Origin of the sequence: Citrobacter sp. Cpo090 (assembly GCF_030332665.1) — a bacterium.
GTDB classification, from domain to species: Bacteria; Pseudomonadota; Gammaproteobacteria; order Enterobacterales; family Enterobacteriaceae; genus Citrobacter; species Citrobacter portucalensis.
The window spans coordinates 528350-547947 of the sequence record NZ_JAOWHK010000025.1; the positions used below are offsets into that span (position 1 = coordinate 528350).

Sequence of the window (19598 nt, forward strand, 5' to 3'; positions counted from 1 at the left end):
CCTTTCATCCTGCCAGAACAACTCCGCACTTGAGCTACAGAATGGCTCCATATTTAATAGACAATAGTATGTTGTAACTAATTAATACCCTAAAAAACCCGGCCTGAGCCGGGTCATCGATAGTCGTCTTAGCACAGTGGCTTAACGGCTTCACGCATACCTTTTGCCAGAATGGTATCCAGATCGGCAGAGACCTGTTCCACCAGTCCAGAAACTTGCGTCAGATCTTGTTCCCAGTGCTCTTTAACACCCAGTACAGATTTGACCAACGCTTCGGTGCTTATCTGGCGATCGCGATGCTGGGACCACAGCTGTTGAAAGCGTTCAATCCAGTGCGCATCATCCTGAACCGGATAAGACTCACCGTTGCGCTCTCCACGATAAAAAGCAATTAACGCAGCAAGCGCAAACGTCAGACGCGCCGGCAGTTTACCGCTAGCCTGTTGCCCTGCAAGCAGTTGCGGCAATATACGGGTGCGGAATTTGGTCATGCCATTCAGGGCAATAGATAGCAGCTGATGCTTGATATACGGGTTGCAGAATCGACCGGTTACCGCGCTGGCAAAAGAAGCTAACTCATCACGTGGTAAATCCAGTACCGGAATGATCTCTTCATAGATCGCTTTCTCCACGAAGGCGCAAATTTCTGCGTCATTCATCGCCTCGCCCACTGTGTCCAACCCTGCCTGCCATGCAACAGGGACCAGCGCGGTGTGAGCACCGTTGAGAATCGCCACTTTGCGCTCTTTGTACGGTTTGATGTCATCCACGATCAGGACATTCAGCGGATACTTATCCAGACGTAGTTCTGCGGCTAATGACTTCGGCCCCTGAATGACAAACAGATAGAAATGTTCTGCGGTGTCGAGGAAAGCATCATGATAGCCCAGTTCAGCTTCGAGCTTAGCTACCTCATCACGCGGATAGCCGGTAACAATACGGTCCACCAGCGTGGAGCAAAATGCATTGGCCTGATCCAGCCACTGAATAAACGCTTCCGGCAACGCCCATTCCTGAGCGTAGCGCAGAACCAGTTCACGCAGTGCATCACCGTTGTAATCAATCAGTTCGCAAGGGATGATAATCCAGCCTTTATCCAATGCGCCGTTAAAATAGCTGAAGCGTTCGAACAGCAGACGCGTCAGTTTAGCCGGATAACTTACCGCTGGCGCGTCGTCAAACTTATCACCCGCGTGGTAACTGATACCTGCTTCCGTGGTGTTAGAGAACACAAAACGCATATCAGGATTATGCGCCAGTTTCAGGAACTCATCGTATTCGCTATAGACGCTGATTTCACGGTTAACTGAACGAATTAGACGGGCATCGCTAACAGCCTCGCCCTTCTCATTCAAACCACGAATGATAGTGGTATAGAGGCCATCCTGCGTACTCAGCGATGGCGGGAAGGTGCTTTCGATAGGACGAACAATGACCACGCCAGCGTTCAGATCGGTATGTTCGTTCAGCAGATCAACCTGCCAGTCTACAAAGGCGCGCAGGAAGTTTCCTTCACCAAACTGAATAATGCGTTCAGGATACTGAGCACCGGGGAAATCGCGACGATTTAGTGTTTGCACAATGGGTTCCCTTTATGATTAGTCATACAACCTGATTGAATTGGTCCAATAGGTTAGCAAACTTTAATACATTGAAACCCTGTTTTGATCAATCCCCGGCGACAAATTAGAGCGTTTTATAGAAAAGTGTGGTCCCGGTCAGCGTCCCATCGGGCATTTGGGCGTAATCAGGTATCACCCCTATCTTTTTCCACCCGCAATTGTGGTAGAACAACTCCGCGCCACTGCCCGTCGCCGTATCAAGCACCAGCAGCGTTTTACCTTGTTGACGCGCGCAATTTTCCAGTTCGGTCATCAAATCACGGGCCAGGCCACCGCGTCGCGCTGAGGGGTGAACCAGCAGTTTGGCGACATCAGCACGATGAGGTTGATTTTCGGGTTGATCGATAATGAGTTGGATGGTACCGACAAGCGCCCCCTGCGCGTTCTGCGTACCAAGAACGATCCGTTCTCCGCGAGAAACACTTTGCGCGATGTTTATCCAGAAAGGCTCTGATTTTTCTCGATTAAAGGGCAGCATAAAACTGATGGAGGCGCCGTCATTGACGCACCGTTCAAGAACATCGCTGAGCTCGTCGATTCGCGACAGAATCTGTGCCGCGCTCAGCACAAAGCAGGGTTTGCCGGAAGCCATGGTTTCTCCTTAGATTGACCCCTTCATACTGCTTTTAACAATTACATAACACAAGGGGCGTATCATAGGATAAAGTTATCTATGGCTTATTCATTTGGAGCACTAACCAGTGGTAAATAACCGTGACAACGTAACGTTGCTGTTCATCGTTTAACGTTACGCCCTCAGGTATATCATGCCATTTCGCCAGACACCCTCGACAGCACGTCGCCGTAGCATGTTGAGCGATAAATACCGGGTGACCCCGCATGGGAGTCTGTTTACCATCATTGACGGGAAACGCCGGTGCCAGTCGTTTAGCAATAAAATCCGCAGCATGTTGCTCGATGACAGGCGCACCTTTATCCAGACAATACTGCCTTTCTTTCTGACCAAGACGAAACCGCGAGCGAAACGTTGATTTCGCCAGTCGGGCAAAAAGAGGATCGAGCGTTTTCATCAGTAAACCGAGCGCCCCAGCTGTTGTGTTAATTGCTCCAGCACGGCGATACCGGCCAGTGAATTTCCCGCCGGATCCAGTTCCGGACTCCAGACAGCAATCGCCATCTCGTGAGGCACTATCGCCACGATACCGCCACCCACGCCTGATTTCGCCGGAAGCCCGACCCGCCAGGCAAATTCCCCTGCGTTCTGATACATGCCGCTGGTCGCCATCAGTGCGTTTATCTGCCTGGCCTGCATCGGTGTGACCACAGGATCCGTAAGATGAAAGGCATGTCCTTGATTTGCTAAAAAGACAAAGGTTCGTGCCAGTTCCACGCAGCTCATTTTCAGCGCGCAGTAGTGAAAGTAATTTTGCAAAACGGTGGTCACGTCATGGTGAAAATTGCCGAAGGATTTCATCAGCCAGGCAATAGCAGCGTTGCGTGCCGAGTGCTCAAACTCTGATCGTGCAACCGTCGTGTCATACGCGATATCCGAAACACCGCTTAATGCCCGCACCACTTCCAGCATCCGTTGACGCGGTGCACTCAGACGTCCTTGCAGCATATCGCAAACCACCAGCGCCCCGGCGTTAATAAAGGGATTGCGAGGGATACCCTGCTCCATTTCCAGCTGTACCAGGGAGTTAAAAGGATGACCAGAAGGATCTTTGCCTACGCGCTGCCAGATCTCCTCTTCCTGATAGTGACGCATCGCCACGACCAGACTGAGCACCTTTGAAATCGACTGAATAGAAAAACGTTCTTGCGCATCTCCCGCCTGATAGTGCTGTCCATCAACGGTGCAAATGGCAATACCCAGTTTTGAACCGTCCACGGAAGCTAATGCAGGAATGTAATCAGCGACTTTACCCTGACCAATCAGCGGACGAACCTGCTGCACAATGGTCTCTAAAATTGAATTGTCCATGGCCCTGGCCACAACATGCTCCTTGCTCGCAGGTATGAAAGGCCTGCGAGTATAACAGAGCTGAATACGCAACGTCAGGCCGGAAGGCGGAATCTGGCCACGGCCTGCATAAGCTGATTAGATTCATGGTGAAGCAGTAAGGAAGAATCAGATGCAGCATTTACCAGGTCACTGGTTTGTCGGGCTTCGCCGTTCAGTACATGAAGCTGACGGGTTAACTGGTGAATACTGTTCCCCTGATTTAACGTTGCAGTCGAAATGTCGTTCAGTAACGCGCCGAGGTTTTCCACCAACGAAATAACCTGCTGTAAATTCTTATCAAGTCCGTTAACCGCCTGAAAGCCCTCTTCAATGCCCTGTAACGAGTGTTTAATCAGTGTCTGAATGTTTTGCGTAGACTGACCGCTTTTTCGCGCCAGCAGTCCAACTTCTTTCGCAACCACGGCAAACCCGCGCCCTTGCTCCCCAGCATGCGCTGCCTCGATTGCCGCGTTGAGAGCCAGGATATTTGTCTGAAATGCAATGTTGTCAATAAGCGTTGTAATCCCTCGCATTTCAGACGAGCGAGTCACAATCGCCTGCATTGACGCATTTACCGTCGCCATCATTCGGTCTCCGCCTGCCGCAATATCACGCGCCTGCACTGCGCGTTGATTCGCCAGTTCAGCAAAACCACTGTTATCCTCAACATGCGTTTCCAGAACCGAAATATGCGATGTCACAGTACTTAACTCTTCACTTTGTTTTGCCGACTGCTGGTATAGCTGTTTATTGTTCTGCGCAAGTTCGTTGATATTTCCTACCATTGCGGTGGTGGCATCATTCACCTGCCGCACCAGCGCACAGAGCCCCTGCTGCATTGCAGCAATACGTGAACTTAATTGCGCCACTTCCCGATTAAACTGACTCACCTGCGGGGCCGGACGAGACAGATCCCCGGCCGCTAAAATATCGATATGATCGATCAGCCGGCGCAGCGGCATAATCACCCAACGGAACATACTGCGCCAGACCAGAAAGGCGATAACCACCAGCACCAGAGGAATAAACAAAAATAGATTCTGTAAACGCTCAAGACTGGTCAACAGCTGCTGACGTCCAGCTTCCGCATGTCGCCCACTGTCCTGCTGAAAGCGGGCGTAATTACCGTTAAAGTCTGTCTGAAAGGCCTGCACGGGTACGGCAAAAAACGCATCAATGGAACCTGACTGCATCAGACCGTCCGCCTGCTCCTGAATACCGCTATAAAAACGCTGATAGCTCTCCGTTAGATCCGGGTCCGGTTGCGGCTTCAGATCCCGCCAGGCATCCCATGCACTTTTTGACTGCGCCAGCGCCCGATACGCCTCTTCCATTAACGGACGCCAACTCCCGTCTGAACCGGTGGCAGCATCCTGCATAAAATAAATCCCCGCCCGGTTAAGTAAATCGCTGGCAGATAATAACGCCACCCGCGCTTCATCAACCTTTGCCTGCTGCAAAAGCGCGAGTTGATTACGCCCTTCATTATGTTGCGCATCGCTGACAGAGGCCGAGAGCATCAAGGAGGACACAACCTGCAAAACAGAGAACAGCGCAATAATGCAAAAAATGCCGGTTAACAGACCAAACTGACGGGGTATAAGACGATGGGAAATTTGCGTTATGTTCATATTACTCTTCTGTATCAAAGCGTTAGACGCGAGTGTACGGAGAGTAAATGACAGAAAAATTGCAGAAATAAGACAGGTGCCCCCAGCGGAGGCACCTACACCATCAAAGGCGGTTTTTCCAGACGGTCTGCACGTTACAAAACTCATGCAGGCCAAAGTGCGAAAGCTCGCGGCCAAAACCACTTTTCTTCACACCACCAAACGCAACGCGGGCATCGCTGGCGCTGTAACCATTGATAAATACGCCACCACACTCCAGGCGTGACGCCATCTTCTGTGCCAGTGCTTCATCGGCAGTAAACACCGTGGCGGATAAGCCGAAATCACTGTCATTCGCCAGCGCTAAAGCATGTTCCGCATTCTTCGCCACGGTAATTGCCGCCACCGGACCAAACAGCTCCTGGCGGAACGCCGTCATTTCAGGGGTGACATCGCCCAGTACCGTCACGGCATAGTAGTTGCCCTGACCGGCAATTTTTTCCCCGCCGAGAAGTAACCGCGCTCCTTCAGCAAGGGTGGCTTCAACCTGCTGGTGCAACTCATCACGCAGATCAAATCGCGCCATCGGCCCCAGATCGTTTTCTTCGTTCAGCGGATCGCCCATTTTGAGCGCGCTTGCGGCGGCCACAAAGCGTGAAGTAAATTCTGCCGCGATCCCTTCTTCGATAATAAAGCGTTTGGCTGCCGCACAAACCTGCCCGGTGTTCTGATAACGCCCGGCGACCGCCGCCTTAACGGCCAGATCGAGGTCAGCATCATTGAGGACAATAAACGGGTCGGAGCCGCCCAGTTCAAGCACACATTTTTTCAGAGCGGCACCCGCCTGGGCGCCAATCGCCGCACCGGCACGTACACTGCCTGTCACCGTTACCGCCGTAATGCGCGGGTCATTGATCATCTGGCTGACCCCGGCGTTATCGGCATTCACCCACCCATAAACCCCCGCGGGTACACCAGCATCAGCGAAAACCTGCGCAATAATTGCAGCACAGCCGGTTACGTTAGGTGCATGCTTTAGCAGGTAACCATTTCCGGCCAACAGAATCGGGACGGCACCTCGCATTACCTGCCAGAGCGGGAAGTTCCACGGCATGATCGCCAGAATGGTTCCTACCGGACGATACTCAATCACCGCCTGGTTATTTTCCACCAGCGTGGGTTCCGGACTGAGCATCGCCGGTCCATGCTCGGCATACCAGTCACACAACGCAGCTGATTTGGCGACTTCAGCACGCGCCTGCTTAATGGGTTTACCCATTTCACGTGAGATACACTGCGCCATCTCTTCCGCACGATGGCGCAGAGCCTGCCCGATATGGCGTAGCGTTTGCGCACGGTGCTCAACGGAAGTGCGTTTCCATTCGCTATAGCCATTCGCCGCAAGGTTCAGCGCATGATCAATCTCTTTCGCGCTGGCCCACGGTGTCGCCGTTAGCCTTTCACCGCTGGCAGGGTCAACGGAAATCGCATGTGTTGCTGCTGTGATAGTCATAAGTGCCTCTCTTTATCGCAGGGTATGGTTATATCATGAGCATATTTACTCTTTCTGAAAAATGAATAATATTAACCATACCATTCACGAATAGAGAAGATTATGGATCTGACGCAGCTGGAAATGTTCAATGCCGTCGCGGAGACTGGCAGTATTACGCAGGCCGCCGCGAAGGTGCATCGCGTGCCTTCCAATCTCACCACCCGTATACGTCAGCTTGAAGCCGACCTGGGCGTCGATCTGTTTATTCGTGAAAACCAGCGTCTGCGGCTTTCCCCGTCCGGGCATAACTTTTTGCGCTACAGCCAGCGGATCCTGGCACTGGTTGAAGAAGCAAGGATGGTGGTCGCTGGGGATGAGCCACAAGGACTCTTCTCTCTCGGCTCGCTTGAAAGTACAGCAGCAGTACGCATCCCCGCCACGCTGGCTGAATATAACCAGCGTTACCCTAAAATTCAGTTCGCGTTGGCGACAGGTCCTTCAGGCACAATGCTGGACGGCGTGCTCGACGGTACATTGAACGCTGCCTTTGTCGATGGCCCAATTACCCATCCGGGACTTGAAGGAATGCCGGTCTACCGCGAAGAGATGATGATTGTCACGCCTAACGGTCATCCCCCCATTCAGCGGGCCAGCGACGTTAACGGTTGCAGTATTTACGCCTTTCGCGCCAACTGTTCCTATCGCCGCCATTTTGAAAGCTGGTTTCATGCCGATCGCGCCATGCCCGGCACCATTCATGAAATGGAGTCATATCACGGTATGCTGGCCTGTGTCATTGCCGGCGCTGGTATCGCACTGATCCCGCGTTCGATGCTGGAGAGCATGCCTGGACATCATCAGGTCAACGCCTGGCCGCTAAGCGAGAACTGGCGCTGGCTGAATACATGGCTGGTCTGGCGCAGAGGTGCAATGACACGGCAGCTGGAGGCGTTTATTGAGGTATTGAACCCTCAGTTATCACAGAGCCCGGAGTAACTGACGATCCTCAAAGAACATGAATACCTGTAAATCCGGGTGAAGTCATACACCCGGAATTTCATTATTATTGAAATAGTTAAAAATACGAGAAATGTTCGGCAGCAAATTGTGGCGCCCTGCCAATGAAATGAGATCCGCATCACAAAATGATTGTATTTTCGCCAGCAAACGTTTTAAGATCGTGGCCTTACCTTTTCGCAGCTAATCCTCTTATTTGATATGACAACAGACACTGTTTCCCGCAAGGTCGCGTGGCTACGGGTAGTTACGCTTGCCATTGCCGGTTTTATTTTCAATACCACAGAGTTTGTCCCTGTCGGCTTGCTGTCCGACATCGCACAAAGCTTCAATATGCAGACCGCTCAGGTCGGGATCATGCTGACGATCTACGCCTGGGTTGTCGCCCTGATGTCACTCCCCTTTATGTTGCTCACCAGCCAGGTGGAGCGCCGAAAACTTCTGATTTGCCTGTTTGTTGTGTTTATCGCCAGCCATGTACTCTCTTTCCTGGCATGGAATTTTACCGTGCTGGTGATTAGCCGTATTGGTATTGCCTTTGCGCACGCGATTTTCTGGTCGATCACCGCATCGCTGGCAATTCGTCTGGCTCCTGCCGGGAAACGCGCACAGGCTCTCAGCCTGATTGCCACTGGCACCGCACTGGCGATGGTGTTGGGGCTGCCCATCGGGCGTATCGTCGGTCAGTATTTTGGCTGGCGCACGACCTTTTTCGCCATCGGTATGGGGGCGTTAGTAACCCTGCTTTGCCTGATTAAGCTCCTGCCCAAACTACCCAGTGAGCACTCTGGCTCTTTAAAAAGCCTACCCGTGTTATTCCATCGCCCAGCATTGATGAGCCTGTATCTACTGACGGTGATTGTGGTCACCGCGCATTACACGGCCTACAGCTATATCGAGCCGTTTGTACAGACCGTCGCAGGCCTGAGCGCAAACTTTGCTACCGTACTGTTGCTGGTTCTGGGTGGCGCGGGAATTGTCGGTAGCGTCATTTTCGGTAAGCTAGGTAATTTGCATGCGTCCGTGCTGATTAGCAGTGCCATTGCCCTGTTGACGGTATGCCTTATGCTGTTACTTCCCGCTGCTGACAGCGAAATGCACCTTGCTATCCTGAGTATTTTCTGGGGCGTTGCCATCATGCTGATAGGTCTGGGTATGCAGGTGAAAGTGCTGGCGCTTGCTCCTGATGCAACTGACGTCGCAATGGCACTGTTCTCAGGTATCTTTAATATCGGTATTGGCGCTGGCGCGCTGGTAGGCAATCAGGTGAGTTTGCACTGGTCGATGTCTACGATTGGTTACGTTGGTGCAGTGCCTGCCCTGGTGGCGTTGATATGGTCGGTGATTATTTTTCGTAAATGGCCGGTATCGCTGGAAGAACAACCTCAGCATTCGTAAAAAATGTGCCCGGTAGACATTACCGATTACCGGGCATAGTGTTCTAAGCGTAGGTTTTAATAATTTCCAGTACGCCGTTAATAATAAACTGCACACCCATACACACCAGCAAGAAGCCCATCAAACGAGAAATCGCTTCGATACCACCTTTGCCGACCAGGCGCATGATCCCCCCGGAACTGCGCAAACAGCCCCACAGGATAATCCCGACAACCGCAAAAATAATCGGCGGCGCGATCATGATCACCCAGTCCGGAAATTCGGAGCCATGACGCACGGTTGACGCGGAACTGATGATCATCGCAATCGTCCCCGGACCGGCAGTGCTTGGCATAGCCAGCGGTACAAAGGCGATATTGGCAGTAGGTTCGTCTTCCAGCTCTTCTGACTTGCTTCTCGCTTCCGGAGAATCATGCGCCTTCTGCTGCGGAAACAGCATCCGAAAGCCGATAAACGCAACGATTAACCCACCCGCGATACGTAGCCCGGGAATCGAAATCCCGAAGGTATTCATCACAAGTTGCCCGGCATAGTACGCCACCATCATGATGGCAAACACGTAAACGGACGCCATGAGTGACTGACGGTTACGCTCTGCGCTGTTCATATTGCCTGCAAGGCCAAGGAACAACGCCACGGTGGTTAACGGGTTTGCCAACGGTAACAGGACTACCAGCCCCAGTCCTATTGCTTTAAACAAGTCCATCATAATGTCATCTTTCCTGTGCGTTAATCGTCAACGGCAAGTATACGGTGAAATCCGCGAGATAAGCCATTTTCGTGGTGTAAGGATTCATTTTTCATCCGCACGTATAAACCATAATTATCAAACCGTTAAAATTCCACTCGCCAGGTATTAAGTCTGATGATTTAGCAAAACGTGGCATTTGCGGATCCATTCGTTTGACTTATATTTGCCTAAGCAATAATATCAGCCGTGACTAACTACTTGCCAGGGCAACCATTGTGAAAAACACCAGTGATCTGTTTAACGAAATCATCCCACTGGGTCGTTTGATCTATATGGTTAATCAGAAAAAAGATCGTTTGTTAAACGACTATCTGTCACCGCTGGATATCACGGCATCGCAGTTCAAGGTGCTCTGCTCCATCCGTTGCGCGGTGTGCATCACCCCTGTCGAATTGAAAAAAGTGCTGTCTGTCGACCTTGGCGCCCTGACGCGGATGCTGGACAGACTGGCCTGTAAAGGCTGGATAGAAAGGCTTCCGAATCCACATGATAAGCGTGGCGTGCTGGTGAAACTCACCGAGCATGGCGCAGCAATTTGCGAGCAGTGTCATCAATTAGTAGGGCAAGACCTGCACCAGGAACTAACAAAAAACTTAACGGCGGATGAAGTAGCCACACTTGAGCACTTGCTTAAGAGAATCCTGCCGTAAACAGAAAGAGGTATGACGATGTCCAGACGCAATACTGACACAATCACTATTCATAGCATTTTGGACTGGATCGAAAATAACCTTGAATCGCCGCTCTCACTGGAAAAAGTGTCAGAGCGTTCAGGTTACTCCAAATGGCACCTGCAACGGATGTTTAAAAAAGAAACCGGTCATTCACTGGGTCAATACATTCGCAGCCGTAAAATGACTGAAATAGCGCAAAAATTAAAAGAAAGTAACGAGCCCATTCTTTATCTGGCAGAGCGTTACGGTTTTGAGTCTCAGCAGACGCTGACCCGGACATTCAAAAACTATTTTGATGTTCCGCCGCATAAATACCGTATGACGAATATGCATGGCGAATCGCGCTATTTACTTCCACTCAATCAATGTAATTGCTAATCGCCAGTTAACGACGTAACCGAGGAAATCATGAAACTTCTGTCTTATGCAATGCTGGCCCTGCTGTTTGTTGTTTCGGGCCAGAGCATGGCGGAACAGACCGCGCAACCTGCCACCCAGAACAGTCGCGACGCGATGATTATGCCCCCTGCGCACGATCAGTCCCCGTTCGATTTTAATCATATGGGCGCAGGCAGCGACAAGTCCGACGAATTAGGTGTGCCTTATTACAATATGCGCAACCTGTAATTATATTGCCCCGCCACTGCGGGGCTTTTTTTAGCCCCTCACCGACGCAACCTTACGCAACCGAAAGCCAAACACATTGATATACAACCCTGCCATGATCAGTAGCGCACCGAGCAGTTGCAATCCGGTCAGCGTTTCATCCAGCAACACGACTGCACTCGCCAGCCCGACAACCGGCACCAACAGCGATAACGGTGCTACCCGCCAGGTCTCATAGCGTCCGAGTAACGAACCCCAGATGCCATAACCCACGATGGTCGCCACAAACGCCAGATAAACCAGTGACAGAATGGTTGTCATATCTATCGCTACCAGGCTTTGGGTCATTTGCGTTGGACCATCGAGAATCAATGATGCGAGGAAGAACGGAACAATGGGGATTAACGCGCTCCATACCACCAAGGACATTACGGCCGGACGCGATGTATGCTGCATGATTTTTTTGTTAAAGATATTGCCGCAGGCCCAGCTTAGCGCCGCCGCCAGCGTCAGCATAAAACCGAGCATGCCAACATGCTGCCCGTTCAGACTGGCCTCAATCAGCACCAGCACGCCAAATACCGCCAGCGCAATGCCTACCAGCTGTTTACCCTGCAGACGTTCGCCAAAGGCAAATGCCCCAAGAATGATGGTGAAAAACGCCTGAGCCTGCAATACCAGAGAAGCTAACCCGGCGGGCATACCGAATTTGATAGCGCTAAAGAGAAACGCAAACTGCCCAAAACTGATGGTTAGCCCATAGCCGAGCAACAGCGAAAGTGGGATTTTCGGCCTGGCAACAAAGAGTATTGCCGGGAACGCCACCAGTAAAAAACGCAGCCCTGCCAGCATTAAGGGGGGCATATTATGCAGCCCCACTTTGATGACCACAAAGTTCAGTCCCCAAACCACAACGACCAGTAACGCTAATAATCCGTCTTTACGCGACATACCACCGCCCCTGCAAATATTAAATTTTTGTAAACAAGTTAAAGTAACGGAAATCGTTGTGCCGTAACAGATCATTATTTCAGGTAGGCCTTGCAAGGCATTTTCAGACAACTTATTGAGTGTACATCACAGTTTTTGCATGCTATTTGTTTCTTATATCTAAAAAAAACATAACAACATGCATTGTCGGGCAGGAAAATGAATATCTCTCTGAGAAGGTCCACTCTCGCGTTACTCGCGTCATCTTTGTTATTAACAATTGGCCGTGGCGCCACTCTGCCATTTATGACGATTTACCTCAGTCGGCAGTATCATCTGAGCGTCGACCTGATCGGCTATGCGATGACTGTCGCGCTGACCATTGGCGTGGTGTTCAGCCTTGGCTTTGGTATTCTGGCCGACAAGTTTGATAAAAAACGCTATATGCTGCTGGCAATTTGTGGCTTTGCGTCCGGCTTTATTGCGATCCCACTGGTGCATAACGTGGTGGTGGTAGTTTTGCTCTTTGCTCTGATCAACTGCGCGTACTCCGTCTTCGCCACGGTGCTGAAGGCCTGGTTTGCCGATAATCTGTCTGCTACCAACAAGACTAAAATTTTCTCGCTTAACTATACCGTGCTGAATATTGGCTGGACCGTTGGTCCACCGCTGGGCACGCTGCTGGTGATGCAAAGCATTAACCTGCCATTCTGGCTGGCTGCCGCCTGTTCAGCATTGCCACTGGTGTTTATCCAGACCTGGGTAAAACGTTCGACAGCACCATCAGAAGGTTTAAACGCCGCAGTGTGGTCCCCATCGGTACTCCTGCGTGACCGGGCATTATTCTGGTTTACGTTGTCGGCCTTTCTGGCATCGTTTGTTGGTGGTGCTTTTGCGTCCTGTATTTCGCAATACGTTATGGTGGTTGCTGACGGAGATTTTGCCGAGAAAGTCGTCGCGGTGGTCCTGCCCGTTAACGCCGCCATCGTAGTATCACTGCAATACGCACTTGGTCGCAGGCTCACCGCCACGAATATCCGCCCGTTAATGACAATGGGTACAGTCTTCTTTGTCGTTGGCCTGGTCGGTTTCGCTTTCTCCGGCAACAGTCTGTTGTTATGGGGAATTTCTGCTGCCTTTTTCACTATCGGCGAAGTCATTTACGCACCGGGTGAATACATGCTTATCGACAACATCGCCCCGGCAGGCATGAAAGCCAGCTATTTTTCTGCCCAGTCGTTGGGCTGGCTTGGCGCAGCGGTTAACCCATTAGTCAGCGGCGTCATTTTAACCACATTGCCACCATGGTCGCTGTTTGTGGCGTTGATAGTGGCGATCGTTCTTGCCTGGGCGCTCATGATAAAAGGCATGCGTGTCAAGCCCTGGGGGCAGACGGCGGTCTGCTGATGAGTATAGCGACAGAGCCGAAGCCGCTCTGTCGCATACCTCAGATAGCAACCAGTCCCCGAACGCCCTCGGCCTCCATATTTTTACCGTCGCCGCTTTGAATAATACTGCCCCGCGACATCAGCAGGTATTTGTCGGCTAGCTGCTGCGCAAAATCATAGAACTGCTCCACCAGCAAAATGGCCATATCACCCCGGTGTGCCAGTTGAGAAATCACCTGACCAATCTCTTTAATTACCGAAGGCTGAATCCCCTCGGTGGGTTCATCGAGGATCAACAGCTGTGGGCGACTTGCCAGCGCTCGCCCAATTGCCAGTTGCTGCTGTTGGCCGCCGGACAAATCTCCGCCCCGCCGATGTTTCATCTCCTGTAAAACCGGAAAGAGCGCGTAAATATCATCCGGCACATGTCGGGCCTCCGGTGCAGAAAATCGGGAAAGACCGAGCAGCAGATTCTCTTCTACCGTCAAACGCGGAAAAATATCGCGGCCCTGTGGGACATATGCCACACCGGCCCTGACCCGCTGATGCGGCTTCCAGTGAGTGACATTTTTTTCCTGCCAGAGCACGTTTCCGCTACGGGCCGGAATAAGCCCCATCAGACACTTCAGTAGCGTTGTTTTCCCCACGCCGTTACGTCCCAGCAAACATGTCACCTCACCAATACGCGCTTCAAAGCTCACCCCGCGCAGAATATGGCTGCCACCATAATATTGATTCAGTTCTTTCACCTGCAGCATTTGAACTCCTTAACGCCCGAGATAGACTTCAATAACCTGCTCGTTGGCCTGCACATCGCGAAGGCTCCCCTGAGCGAGGACACGTCCCTGATGTAATACTGTCACGCGATCGGCAATGGTTTCGACAAATCCCATATCGTGCTCAACAACCATCAGAGAGTGCTTTCCGGCAAGCTGGCGAAACAGCTCCGCTGTGTATTCCGTTTCCGCATCCGTCATCCCCGCCGCGGGTTCATCCAGTAGCAGTAAATGCGGCTCCTGTACCAGCAGCATGCCAATTTCGAGAAACTGTTTTTGCCCATGCGAAAGCAGACCGGCGCGGCGGGCCCGCTCATTACCCAGCCGCAACAGCGCCAGTACTTCATCAATACGATCCCGTTGTACGCCTGAGAGTCGTGCCCGTAGAGAACCCCAGACAGATTTATCATTTTTCAGCGCCAGTTCCAGGTTCTCCTCCACCGTTAAGGCTTCAAATACCGTGGGTTTTTGAAATTTCCGTCCAATCCCCTGACGTGCAATGGCAATGGGATCCAGCGTTGTTAAATCGGTCGACTGATCGTATATCGCACGACCACTTTGCGGTCTGGTTTTACCGGTTATGACATCCATTAACGTCGTTTTTCCGGCACCGTTGGGACCAATAATACAGCGCAGCTCCCCGACACCAATATTGAGCGAGAGATCCGTTAACGCCTGGAATCCGTCGAAATTAACGTTAATTTTTTCCAGTTGCAGCACCGGGTCCGTTTGTTCACGAAACCGATCGCCCGGCATCTGGCGAGTAAAAAGTCCTTCATCTGGCTGCATTATTTGTCTCCCTTGCGAAACAGGCCAATCACACCACGGGGTAAAAAAAGCGTAACGCCAATAAAAATCAAGCCAAGAAATAGCTGCCAGTATTCCGGCATAATGACGGTAAACAGGCTTTTAGCACCGTTCACCAGTACGGCGCCAAATACCGGACCGATCAGGGTTCCGCGTCCGCCGAGAGCAACCCAAATCGCCGCTTCAATCGAGTTGGTCGGCGACATTTCGCTGGGGTTAATAATCCCTACCTGCGGGACATAAAGCGCCCCGGCCAGGCCGCACAGTACAGCGGAAAGCGTCCACACCAGTAACTTGAAACCTTTCGGATCGTAACCACAGAACATCAGACGGTTCTCGGCGTCGCGCACGGCGGTCAGAATACGACCAAACTTACTGCGGGCCAGCGCAAGTCCCAGCCATATTGCCAGCACCAGCAGCATAACCGTCGCCAGAAACAGCGCGATCCTGGTTGACGTCGCGGTCACCGGAAACCCCAGAATGGTGGTAAAACCGGTAAAACCGTTATTTCCCCCAAAGCCGGTTTCATTGCGGAAAAACAGCAGCATTCCGGCGAAAGTCAGGGCCTGGGTCATGATGGAGAAATAGACCCCTTTGATTTTTGAACGGAAGGCAAACCAACCAAATACCAGCGCCAGCAGGCCCGGCACCAGAACAACCAGCAGCATCGCCCAGAGAAAATGTTGCGTCCCCCACCAAAACCACGGCAGCTCGCTCCACGACAGGAACGACATAAAGGCCGGCAATCCTTCGCCGGAAGCCTGACGCATCAGGTACATCCCCATTGCATAGCCCCCCAGCGCGAAGAAGATACCGTGTCCCAGCGAGAGCATTCCGGCATAGCCCCACACCAGATCCAGCGCGACGGCCACAATGGCATAGCAGAGAATTTTCCCGACCAGCGTCAACGTCCACACCGATATGGCCAGCGGATGCTCCGCAGGTAACAGCGCAAGAAACGGCAGAATAATCAGCGCCAGCAGTAAGCCCAGACCCAGCACGCGTGTCACACGTGGCGCTTTACGCACAAGCTTTATTGTCATCGGCATCGTCATCAGTCAATAACCCTCCCTTTCAGCGCGAACAGTCCCTGAGGTCGTTTCTGAATAAACAGAATGATCAGCACCAGGATCATGATTTTACCGAGAACTGCCCCCACCTGAGGCTCCAGAATTTTATTGAAGATCCCCAGCCCAAATGCCGCAGCCACGCTCCCGGCAAGCTGCCCAACGCCGCCCAATACCACGACCAAAAACGAATCGATAATGTAGCTTTGCCCCAGTTCCGGTCCTACGTTACCTAATTGCGAGAGCGCCACGCCTCCCAGTCCGGCAATCCCTGAGCCGAGACCAAAGGCCAGCATATCGACTCGTCCGGTGGGTACGCCGCAGCAGGCCGCCATATTGCGATTTTGCGTCACGGCACGCACGCGCAGCCCGAGACGCGTTTTATTCAACAGCAGCCAGGTGAAGAACAGCACCAGCATGGCAAAGCCAAGCACCACTATTCGGTTCCATGGCAATATCAGATTGGCATAAACCTGAATACCGCCGGAAAGCCATGCAGGATTGGCGACTTCCAGGTTTTGCGCGCCGAAAGTCATACGCACCAGTTGAATGAGCATCAGGCTGATACCCCAGGTCGCCAGCAGCGTTTCGAGCGGGCGGCCGTATAAATGGCGTATCACCCCGCGCTCCAGAAGCATTCCTACTGCCGCAGTCAGCAAAAAGGCAACAGGGAGAGCAATAACCGGATACCAGGCCAACCATTGCGGAAAAAACTGGCCCATCAGCTGTTGCACCATCCAGGTACAGTACGCCCCGAGCATTAACATTTCGCCATGCGCCATATTGATGACGCCGAGTAATCCATAGGTTATCGCCAGACCCAATGCCGCCAGCAGCAAAATAGAACCCAGTGACAGCCCCATGAAAGCCTGCCCAAGAAGATCCCCAATCTTCATACGATGCGCGATGGAATTCAGGCTTTCGCCAGCGGCAGCACGCACGCGGGCATCGGGTTCATGTTCGGCCCGGGTGAATGGCTGCAGGCGCGCCTGAGTTTCAGGATCATTAGACGCCCCTAATAGCTCGATTGCCTGACGCCTGACCTCTGGCGAGGTGCTGCTCAGTTGCAGATTTGCCAGAGCAATAGCGAGTGCGGATTTCACATCATCATCTGACTCCTGAGCCAGTCGTTGCTGTAAAAATGGCAGCATGCCCGGCTGCGCCTCACGCTGTAATGTACGAGCTGCCTCCTTCCTTTCCATGACACTGTCACTTAATAGTTGATGAACAGCCAACGCTCCGGCCACCAGATTACGCAGGCGGTTAGTCAGGCGAATTTTTTTTAGTTCGCCGTTCGGGGCTGTCGCTGTTCCTAACGGCTGTACGTGCGGGTCGTTCATGATGAAGGCATTTTTCGCACTATCGGTCAGCAGGTTCTCCTCTCGTAGCGCGCTGAGCAGCGGGATGCGCTGAACATCGGGATTCACGGCCCATTGTTCAAGCAAGGCGGCCTGCTGAGTCCGGTTGGCGGCGGAAAAGGTATCGGCATCTGCGGCCTGCGCTATCCACGGCAAAAACCACATCAGCAACAACACACCACGAATAAAGCGCATAGCTTTCATGAGCGTTCTCCAAAGCATTACCCTCCCGCAGGAGGGCGTTAGATCAGTTGCTGGCGGTTTTCACGGGCTGTTCAGATTTTTTATCATTACCAGCGATATACGGACTCCACGGCTGGGCGCGGACCGGCTCATCGGTTTGCCAGACCACGTTAAACTGGCCGTTGCCTTCAATCTCGCCAATCATGACGGGTTTATGCAGGTGATGGTTGGTCGCATCCATGGTCAGGGTAAAGCCTGATGGCGCAGCGAAGGATTGCCCCGCCATAGCAGCACGAACTTTATCCACATCGGTAGTTCCGGCTTTTTCTACCGCCTGCGCCCACATGTGCAGGCCAACATACGTGGCTTCCATTGGGTCGTTCGTCACCACCGAATCAGCATTCGGTAATTTATGCGCTTTGGCATACGCCCGGTAATCAGCGACAAACTTTTTGTTGGCCGCATTGTCGACGGACTCAAAGTAGTTCCAGGCGGCAAGGTTGCCCACCAGCGGTTTGGTATCAATACCGCGTAGCTCCTCCTCACCCACGGAAAAAGCCACCACCGGCACATCGGTGGCTTTCAGTCCCTGATTCGCTAACTCTTTATAAAACGGTACGTTAGAATCCCCATTGATGGTCGATACCACCGCCGTTTTCCCCCCTGCGGCGAATTTTTTAATACTGGCGACAATGGTCTGGTAATCGCTGTGTCCGAATGGGGTGTACACCTCTTCGATGTCTTTATCAGCGACCCCTTTTGAGTGCAAAAAGGCGCGTAAAATTTTGTTGGTCGTGCGCGGATAAACATAATCCGTGCCCAGCAGGAAGAAACGTTTCGCGCTACCACCGTCCTCACTCATCAGATACTCAACCGCAGGGATCGCCTGCTGATTAGGGGCTGCGCCGGTATAGAAGACGTTAGGCGACATCTCCTCACCTTCATATTGCACTGGGTAAAACAGCAGACCGTTCAACTCTTCAAATACCGGTAGAACCGATTTACGCGAAACCGATGTCCAGCAGCCGAAAACTGCCGCCACTTTGTCCTGACTCAGCAGTTGCCTTGCTTTTTCCGCAAATAACGGCCAGTTCGAGGCCGGGTCAACCACCACCGGTTCCAGCTTTTTACCCAACACACCGCCCTGAGCATTTATTTCATCGATAGTCATCAACGCCACATCTTTTAGCGGCGTTTCGGATATGGCCATCGTGCCGGATAACGAATGCATGATGCCAACCTTGATGGTGTCAGCTGCCTGAACGCTAAAACTCACGCCCATTGCTACAACAGAGGCAGAAAGTGCAAAAGCTTTTAAAAATGTACGACGCTGCATAGTTTCACTCCTGAAATTAAACTTGCTGAAAGCTCCGGTGCAGCCGGGCAGACAAAACGGTGCAAATTAAGGGTGTTCAGAAGTGATAAGGCAAAAACAATGCCAGATATTAAAACATCATATAAAATCAATGGATTAGTATCTCGCGCACAAAAATCAGTATTACATTTTTCCGCCAAACGGACTAATCAAACAAAAAATTGAACCACCATGAGACAACTCTGCATTATAAACGTGCAACAATCTGTGTCAGCAGCACACCGTCATAACAGCGTGTCAGGGTTTAAAAACAGGGTTATTTGTGCGCAGATAAATGTGTCTCGTCACTATTATTTATTTTATTCGACGTGATCATGTTAAAAATTTACTTTTCAGCCGAAATAATCACACAGTTCAGCCTTTGTTTAAGATTGAATTGCTACTATAGTCATAAGCGAGGTGAACTTAAGGTAAGAGAGGAAACTCACAGATAAAGGAGCATTTACTATGCTGGGTAATATGAATATTTTTATGGCTGTTCTGGGAATTATTTTATTTTCCGGTTTCCTGGCCGCGTATTTTAGCCACAGATGGGATGATTGATGAACGGAGATAGTCCTGCACCGACCCGGCCC

20 protein-coding genes are annotated in these 19598 nt (G+C 51.7%); 7 read left to right on the forward strand and 13 right to left on the reverse strand.

The genetic code is table 11. From position 1 onward, the window contains the following. Positions 1-128: 128 nt before the first annotated feature. The 6 genes from OGY83_RS05070 to sad form a co-directional block, all read right to left on the reverse strand. Positions 129-1580 (reverse strand): tagaturonate reductase, encoded by a 1452-nt coding sequence (locus tag OGY83_RS05070; RefSeq protein WP_286635393.1) that lies wholly within the window; start codon positions 1578-1580, stop codon positions 129-131. A 106-nt stretch (positions 1581-1686) separates the two neighbouring features. After that, a complete protein-coding gene (locus tag OGY83_RS05075) occupies positions 1687-2214 on the reverse strand; it encodes a GNAT family N-acetyltransferase (RefSeq protein WP_286635394.1) in 528 nt (175 codons plus the stop codon). Between the two features lie 79 nt (positions 2215-2293). Beyond that, the gene (locus OGY83_RS05080) at positions 2294-2653 is read right to left on the reverse strand and encodes a DUF4186 domain-containing protein (RefSeq protein ID WP_286635395.1); all 360 of its coding nucleotides are present in this window, start codon (positions 2651-2653) and stop codon (positions 2294-2296) included. Then, positions 2653-3579, reverse strand: coding sequence for a glutaminase B (gene glsB / locus OGY83_RS05085; protein ID WP_123267175.1), 927 nt, complete (start codon positions 3577-3579; stop codon positions 2653-2655). The genes OGY83_RS05080 and glsB overlap by 1 nt, the downstream gene beginning before the upstream one ends. A gap of 62 nt (positions 3580-3641) precedes the next feature. Further along, positions 3642-5219 carry a methyl-accepting chemotaxis protein gene (locus OGY83_RS05090; protein ID WP_286635396.1) on the reverse strand — a complete coding sequence of 526 codons (1578 nt, stop codon included), beginning with the start codon at positions 5217-5219 and terminating at the stop codon, positions 3642-3644. A gap of 103 nt (positions 5220-5322) precedes the next feature. Next, positions 5323-6711 (reverse strand): succinate-semialdehyde dehydrogenase, encoded by a 1389-nt coding sequence (gene sad, locus OGY83_RS05095; RefSeq protein WP_286635397.1) that lies wholly within the window; start codon positions 6709-6711, stop codon positions 5323-5325. Between the two features lie 102 nt (positions 6712-6813). Between sad and ptrR the strand changes: the two genes are divergently transcribed. Next, positions 6814-7689 (forward strand): putrescine utilization regulator PtrR, encoded by an 876-nt coding sequence (ptrR, locus tag OGY83_RS05100; protein WP_003032431.1) that lies wholly within the window; start codon positions 6814-6816, stop codon positions 7687-7689. 222 nt (positions 7690-7911) lie between these two features. Continuing rightward, complete coding sequence (locus tag OGY83_RS05105) at positions 7912-9108, forward strand: sugar transporter (protein ID WP_123267172.1); 1197 nt, start codon at positions 7912-7914, stop codon at positions 9106-9108. A 43-nt stretch (positions 9109-9151) separates the two neighbouring features. Here the strand turns inward: OGY83_RS05105 and OGY83_RS05110 are convergent, their stop codons facing one another. Further along, on the reverse strand, positions 9152-9817 hold the full coding sequence (locus tag OGY83_RS05110; RefSeq protein WP_063941584.1) for a MarC family NAAT transporter: 666 nt from the start codon (positions 9815-9817) through the stop codon (positions 9152-9154). Between the two features lie 257 nt (positions 9818-10074). Between OGY83_RS05110 and marR the strand changes: the two genes are divergently transcribed. From marR to marB, 3 genes are read left to right on the forward strand one after another with little or no spacing between them, the layout of a single operon-like run. Next, a complete protein-coding gene (marR, locus tag OGY83_RS05115; RefSeq protein WP_003832935.1) occupies positions 10075-10509 on the forward strand; it encodes a multiple antibiotic resistance transcriptional regulator MarR in 435 nt (144 codons plus the stop codon). A gap of 18 nt (positions 10510-10527) precedes the next feature. After that, positions 10528-10911, forward strand: coding sequence for an MDR efflux pump AcrAB transcriptional activator MarA (marA, locus tag OGY83_RS05120; protein WP_003032424.1), 384 nt, complete (start codon positions 10528-10530; stop codon positions 10909-10911). A gap of 30 nt (positions 10912-10941) precedes the next feature. Then, a complete protein-coding gene (gene marB, locus OGY83_RS05125) occupies positions 10942-11160 on the forward strand; it encodes a multiple antibiotic resistance protein MarB (protein ID WP_003832934.1) in 219 nt (72 codons plus the stop codon). Positions 11161-11190: 30 nt separating this feature from the next. On the opposite strand, the gene eamA is transcribed toward marB, so the two are convergent. Continuing rightward, positions 11191-12090 carry an O-acetylserine/cysteine exporter gene (eamA, locus tag OGY83_RS05130; protein WP_286635398.1) on the reverse strand — a complete coding sequence of 300 codons (900 nt, stop codon included), beginning with the start codon at positions 12088-12090 and terminating at the stop codon, positions 11191-11193. A 198-nt stretch (positions 12091-12288) separates the two neighbouring features. Between eamA and ydeE the strand changes: the two genes are divergently transcribed. Beyond that, complete coding sequence (gene ydeE / locus OGY83_RS05135) at positions 12289-13476, forward strand: efflux MFS transporter YdeE (RefSeq protein WP_286635399.1); 1188 nt, start codon at positions 12289-12291, stop codon at positions 13474-13476. Between the two features lie 40 nt (positions 13477-13516). Here ydeE and urtE read toward each other — a convergent pair whose 3' ends face one another. From urtE to urtA, 5 genes are read right to left on the reverse strand one after another with little or no spacing between them, the layout of a single operon-like run. Then, entirely contained in the window at positions 13517-14215 is a 699-nt protein-coding gene (urtE, locus tag OGY83_RS05140; RefSeq protein WP_286635400.1) for an urea ABC transporter ATP-binding subunit UrtE, read from the reverse strand. Positions 14216-14224: 9 nt separating this feature from the next. Beyond that, entirely contained in the window at positions 14225-15022 is a 798-nt protein-coding gene (urtD, locus tag OGY83_RS05145) for an urea ABC transporter ATP-binding protein UrtD (protein WP_286635401.1), read from the reverse strand. After that, positions 15022-16095 (reverse strand): urea ABC transporter permease subunit UrtC, encoded by a 1074-nt coding sequence (gene urtC / locus OGY83_RS05150; RefSeq protein WP_286635402.1) that lies wholly within the window; start codon positions 16093-16095, stop codon positions 15022-15024. Before urtC ends, urtD begins: the two co-directional genes overlap by 1 nt. After that, positions 16095-17669 carry an urea ABC transporter permease subunit UrtB gene (gene urtB / locus OGY83_RS05155; RefSeq protein WP_286635403.1) on the reverse strand — a complete coding sequence of 525 codons (1575 nt, stop codon included), beginning with the start codon at positions 17667-17669 and terminating at the stop codon, positions 16095-16097. The genes urtC and urtB overlap by 1 nt, the downstream gene beginning before the upstream one ends. 43 nt (positions 17670-17712) lie before the next feature. Further along, positions 17713-18984, reverse strand: coding sequence for an urea ABC transporter substrate-binding protein (urtA, locus tag OGY83_RS05160; protein WP_003832925.1), 1272 nt, complete (start codon positions 18982-18984; stop codon positions 17713-17715). Positions 18985-19470: 486 nt separating this feature from the next. On the opposite strand from urtA, the gene mgtS reads away from it, so the two are divergent. Continuing rightward, positions 19471-19566 (forward strand): protein MgtS, encoded by a 96-nt coding sequence (gene mgtS / locus OGY83_RS05165; RefSeq protein WP_003032406.1) that lies wholly within the window; start codon positions 19471-19473, stop codon positions 19564-19566. Positions 19567-19598 lie beyond the last annotated feature (32 nt).

Bases quoted from the DNA above. Each gene is read 5' to 3' on its own strand.
- OGY83_RS05080 (WP_286635395.1), bottom strand. From the start codon at position 2,653: ATGAAAACGCTCGATCCTCTTTTTGCCCGACTGGCGAAATCAACGTTT.
- eamA (WP_286635398.1), bottom strand. From the start codon at position 12,090: ATGTCGCGTAAAGACGGATTATTAGCGTTACTGGTCGTTGTGGTTTGG.
- sad (WP_286635397.1), bottom strand. From the start codon at position 6,711: ATGACTATCACAGCAGCAACACATGCGATTTCCGTTGACCCTGCCAGC.
- urtA (WP_003832925.1), bottom strand. From the start codon at position 18,984: ATGCAGCGTCGTACATTTTTAAAAGCTTTTGCACTTTCTGCCTCTGTT.
- ydeE (WP_286635399.1), top strand. From the start codon at position 12,289: ATGAATATCTCTCTGAGAAGGTCCACTCTCGCGTTACTCGCGTCATCT.
- urtC (WP_286635402.1), bottom strand. From the start codon at position 16,095: ATGACGATGCCGATGACAATAAAGCTTGTGCGTAAAGCGCCACGTGTG.
- OGY83_RS05110 (WP_063941584.1), bottom strand. From the start codon at position 9,817: ATGATGGACTTGTTTAAAGCAATAGGACTGGGGCTGGTAGTCCTGTTA.
- urtB (WP_286635403.1), bottom strand. From the start codon at position 17,669: ATGAAAGCTATGCGCTTTATTCGTGGTGTGTTGTTGCTGATGTGGTTT.
- urtE (WP_286635400.1), bottom strand. From the start codon at position 14,215: ATGCTGCAGGTGAAAGAACTGAATCAATATTATGGTGGCAGCCATATT.
- OGY83_RS05075 (WP_286635394.1), bottom strand. From the start codon at position 2,214: ATGGCTTCCGGCAAACCCTGCTTTGTGCTGAGCGCGGCACAGATTCTG.
- marA (WP_003032424.1), top strand. From the start codon at position 10,528: ATGTCCAGACGCAATACTGACACAATCACTATTCATAGCATTTTGGAC.
- ptrR (WP_003032431.1), top strand. From the start codon at position 6,814: ATGGATCTGACGCAGCTGGAAATGTTCAATGCCGTCGCGGAGACTGGC.
- urtD (WP_286635401.1), bottom strand. From the start codon at position 15,022: ATGCAGCCAGATGAAGGACTTTTTACTCGCCAGATGCCGGGCGATCGG.
- OGY83_RS05090 (WP_286635396.1), bottom strand. From the start codon at position 5,219: ATGAACATAACGCAAATTTCCCATCGTCTTATACCCCGTCAGTTTGGT.
- marB (WP_003832934.1), top strand. From the start codon at position 10,942: ATGAAACTTCTGTCTTATGCAATGCTGGCCCTGCTGTTTGTTGTTTCG.
- OGY83_RS05105 (WP_123267172.1), top strand. From the start codon at position 7,912: ATGACAACAGACACTGTTTCCCGCAAGGTCGCGTGGCTACGGGTAGTT.
- mgtS (WP_003032406.1), top strand. From the start codon at position 19,471: ATGCTGGGTAATATGAATATTTTTATGGCTGTTCTGGGAATTATTTTA.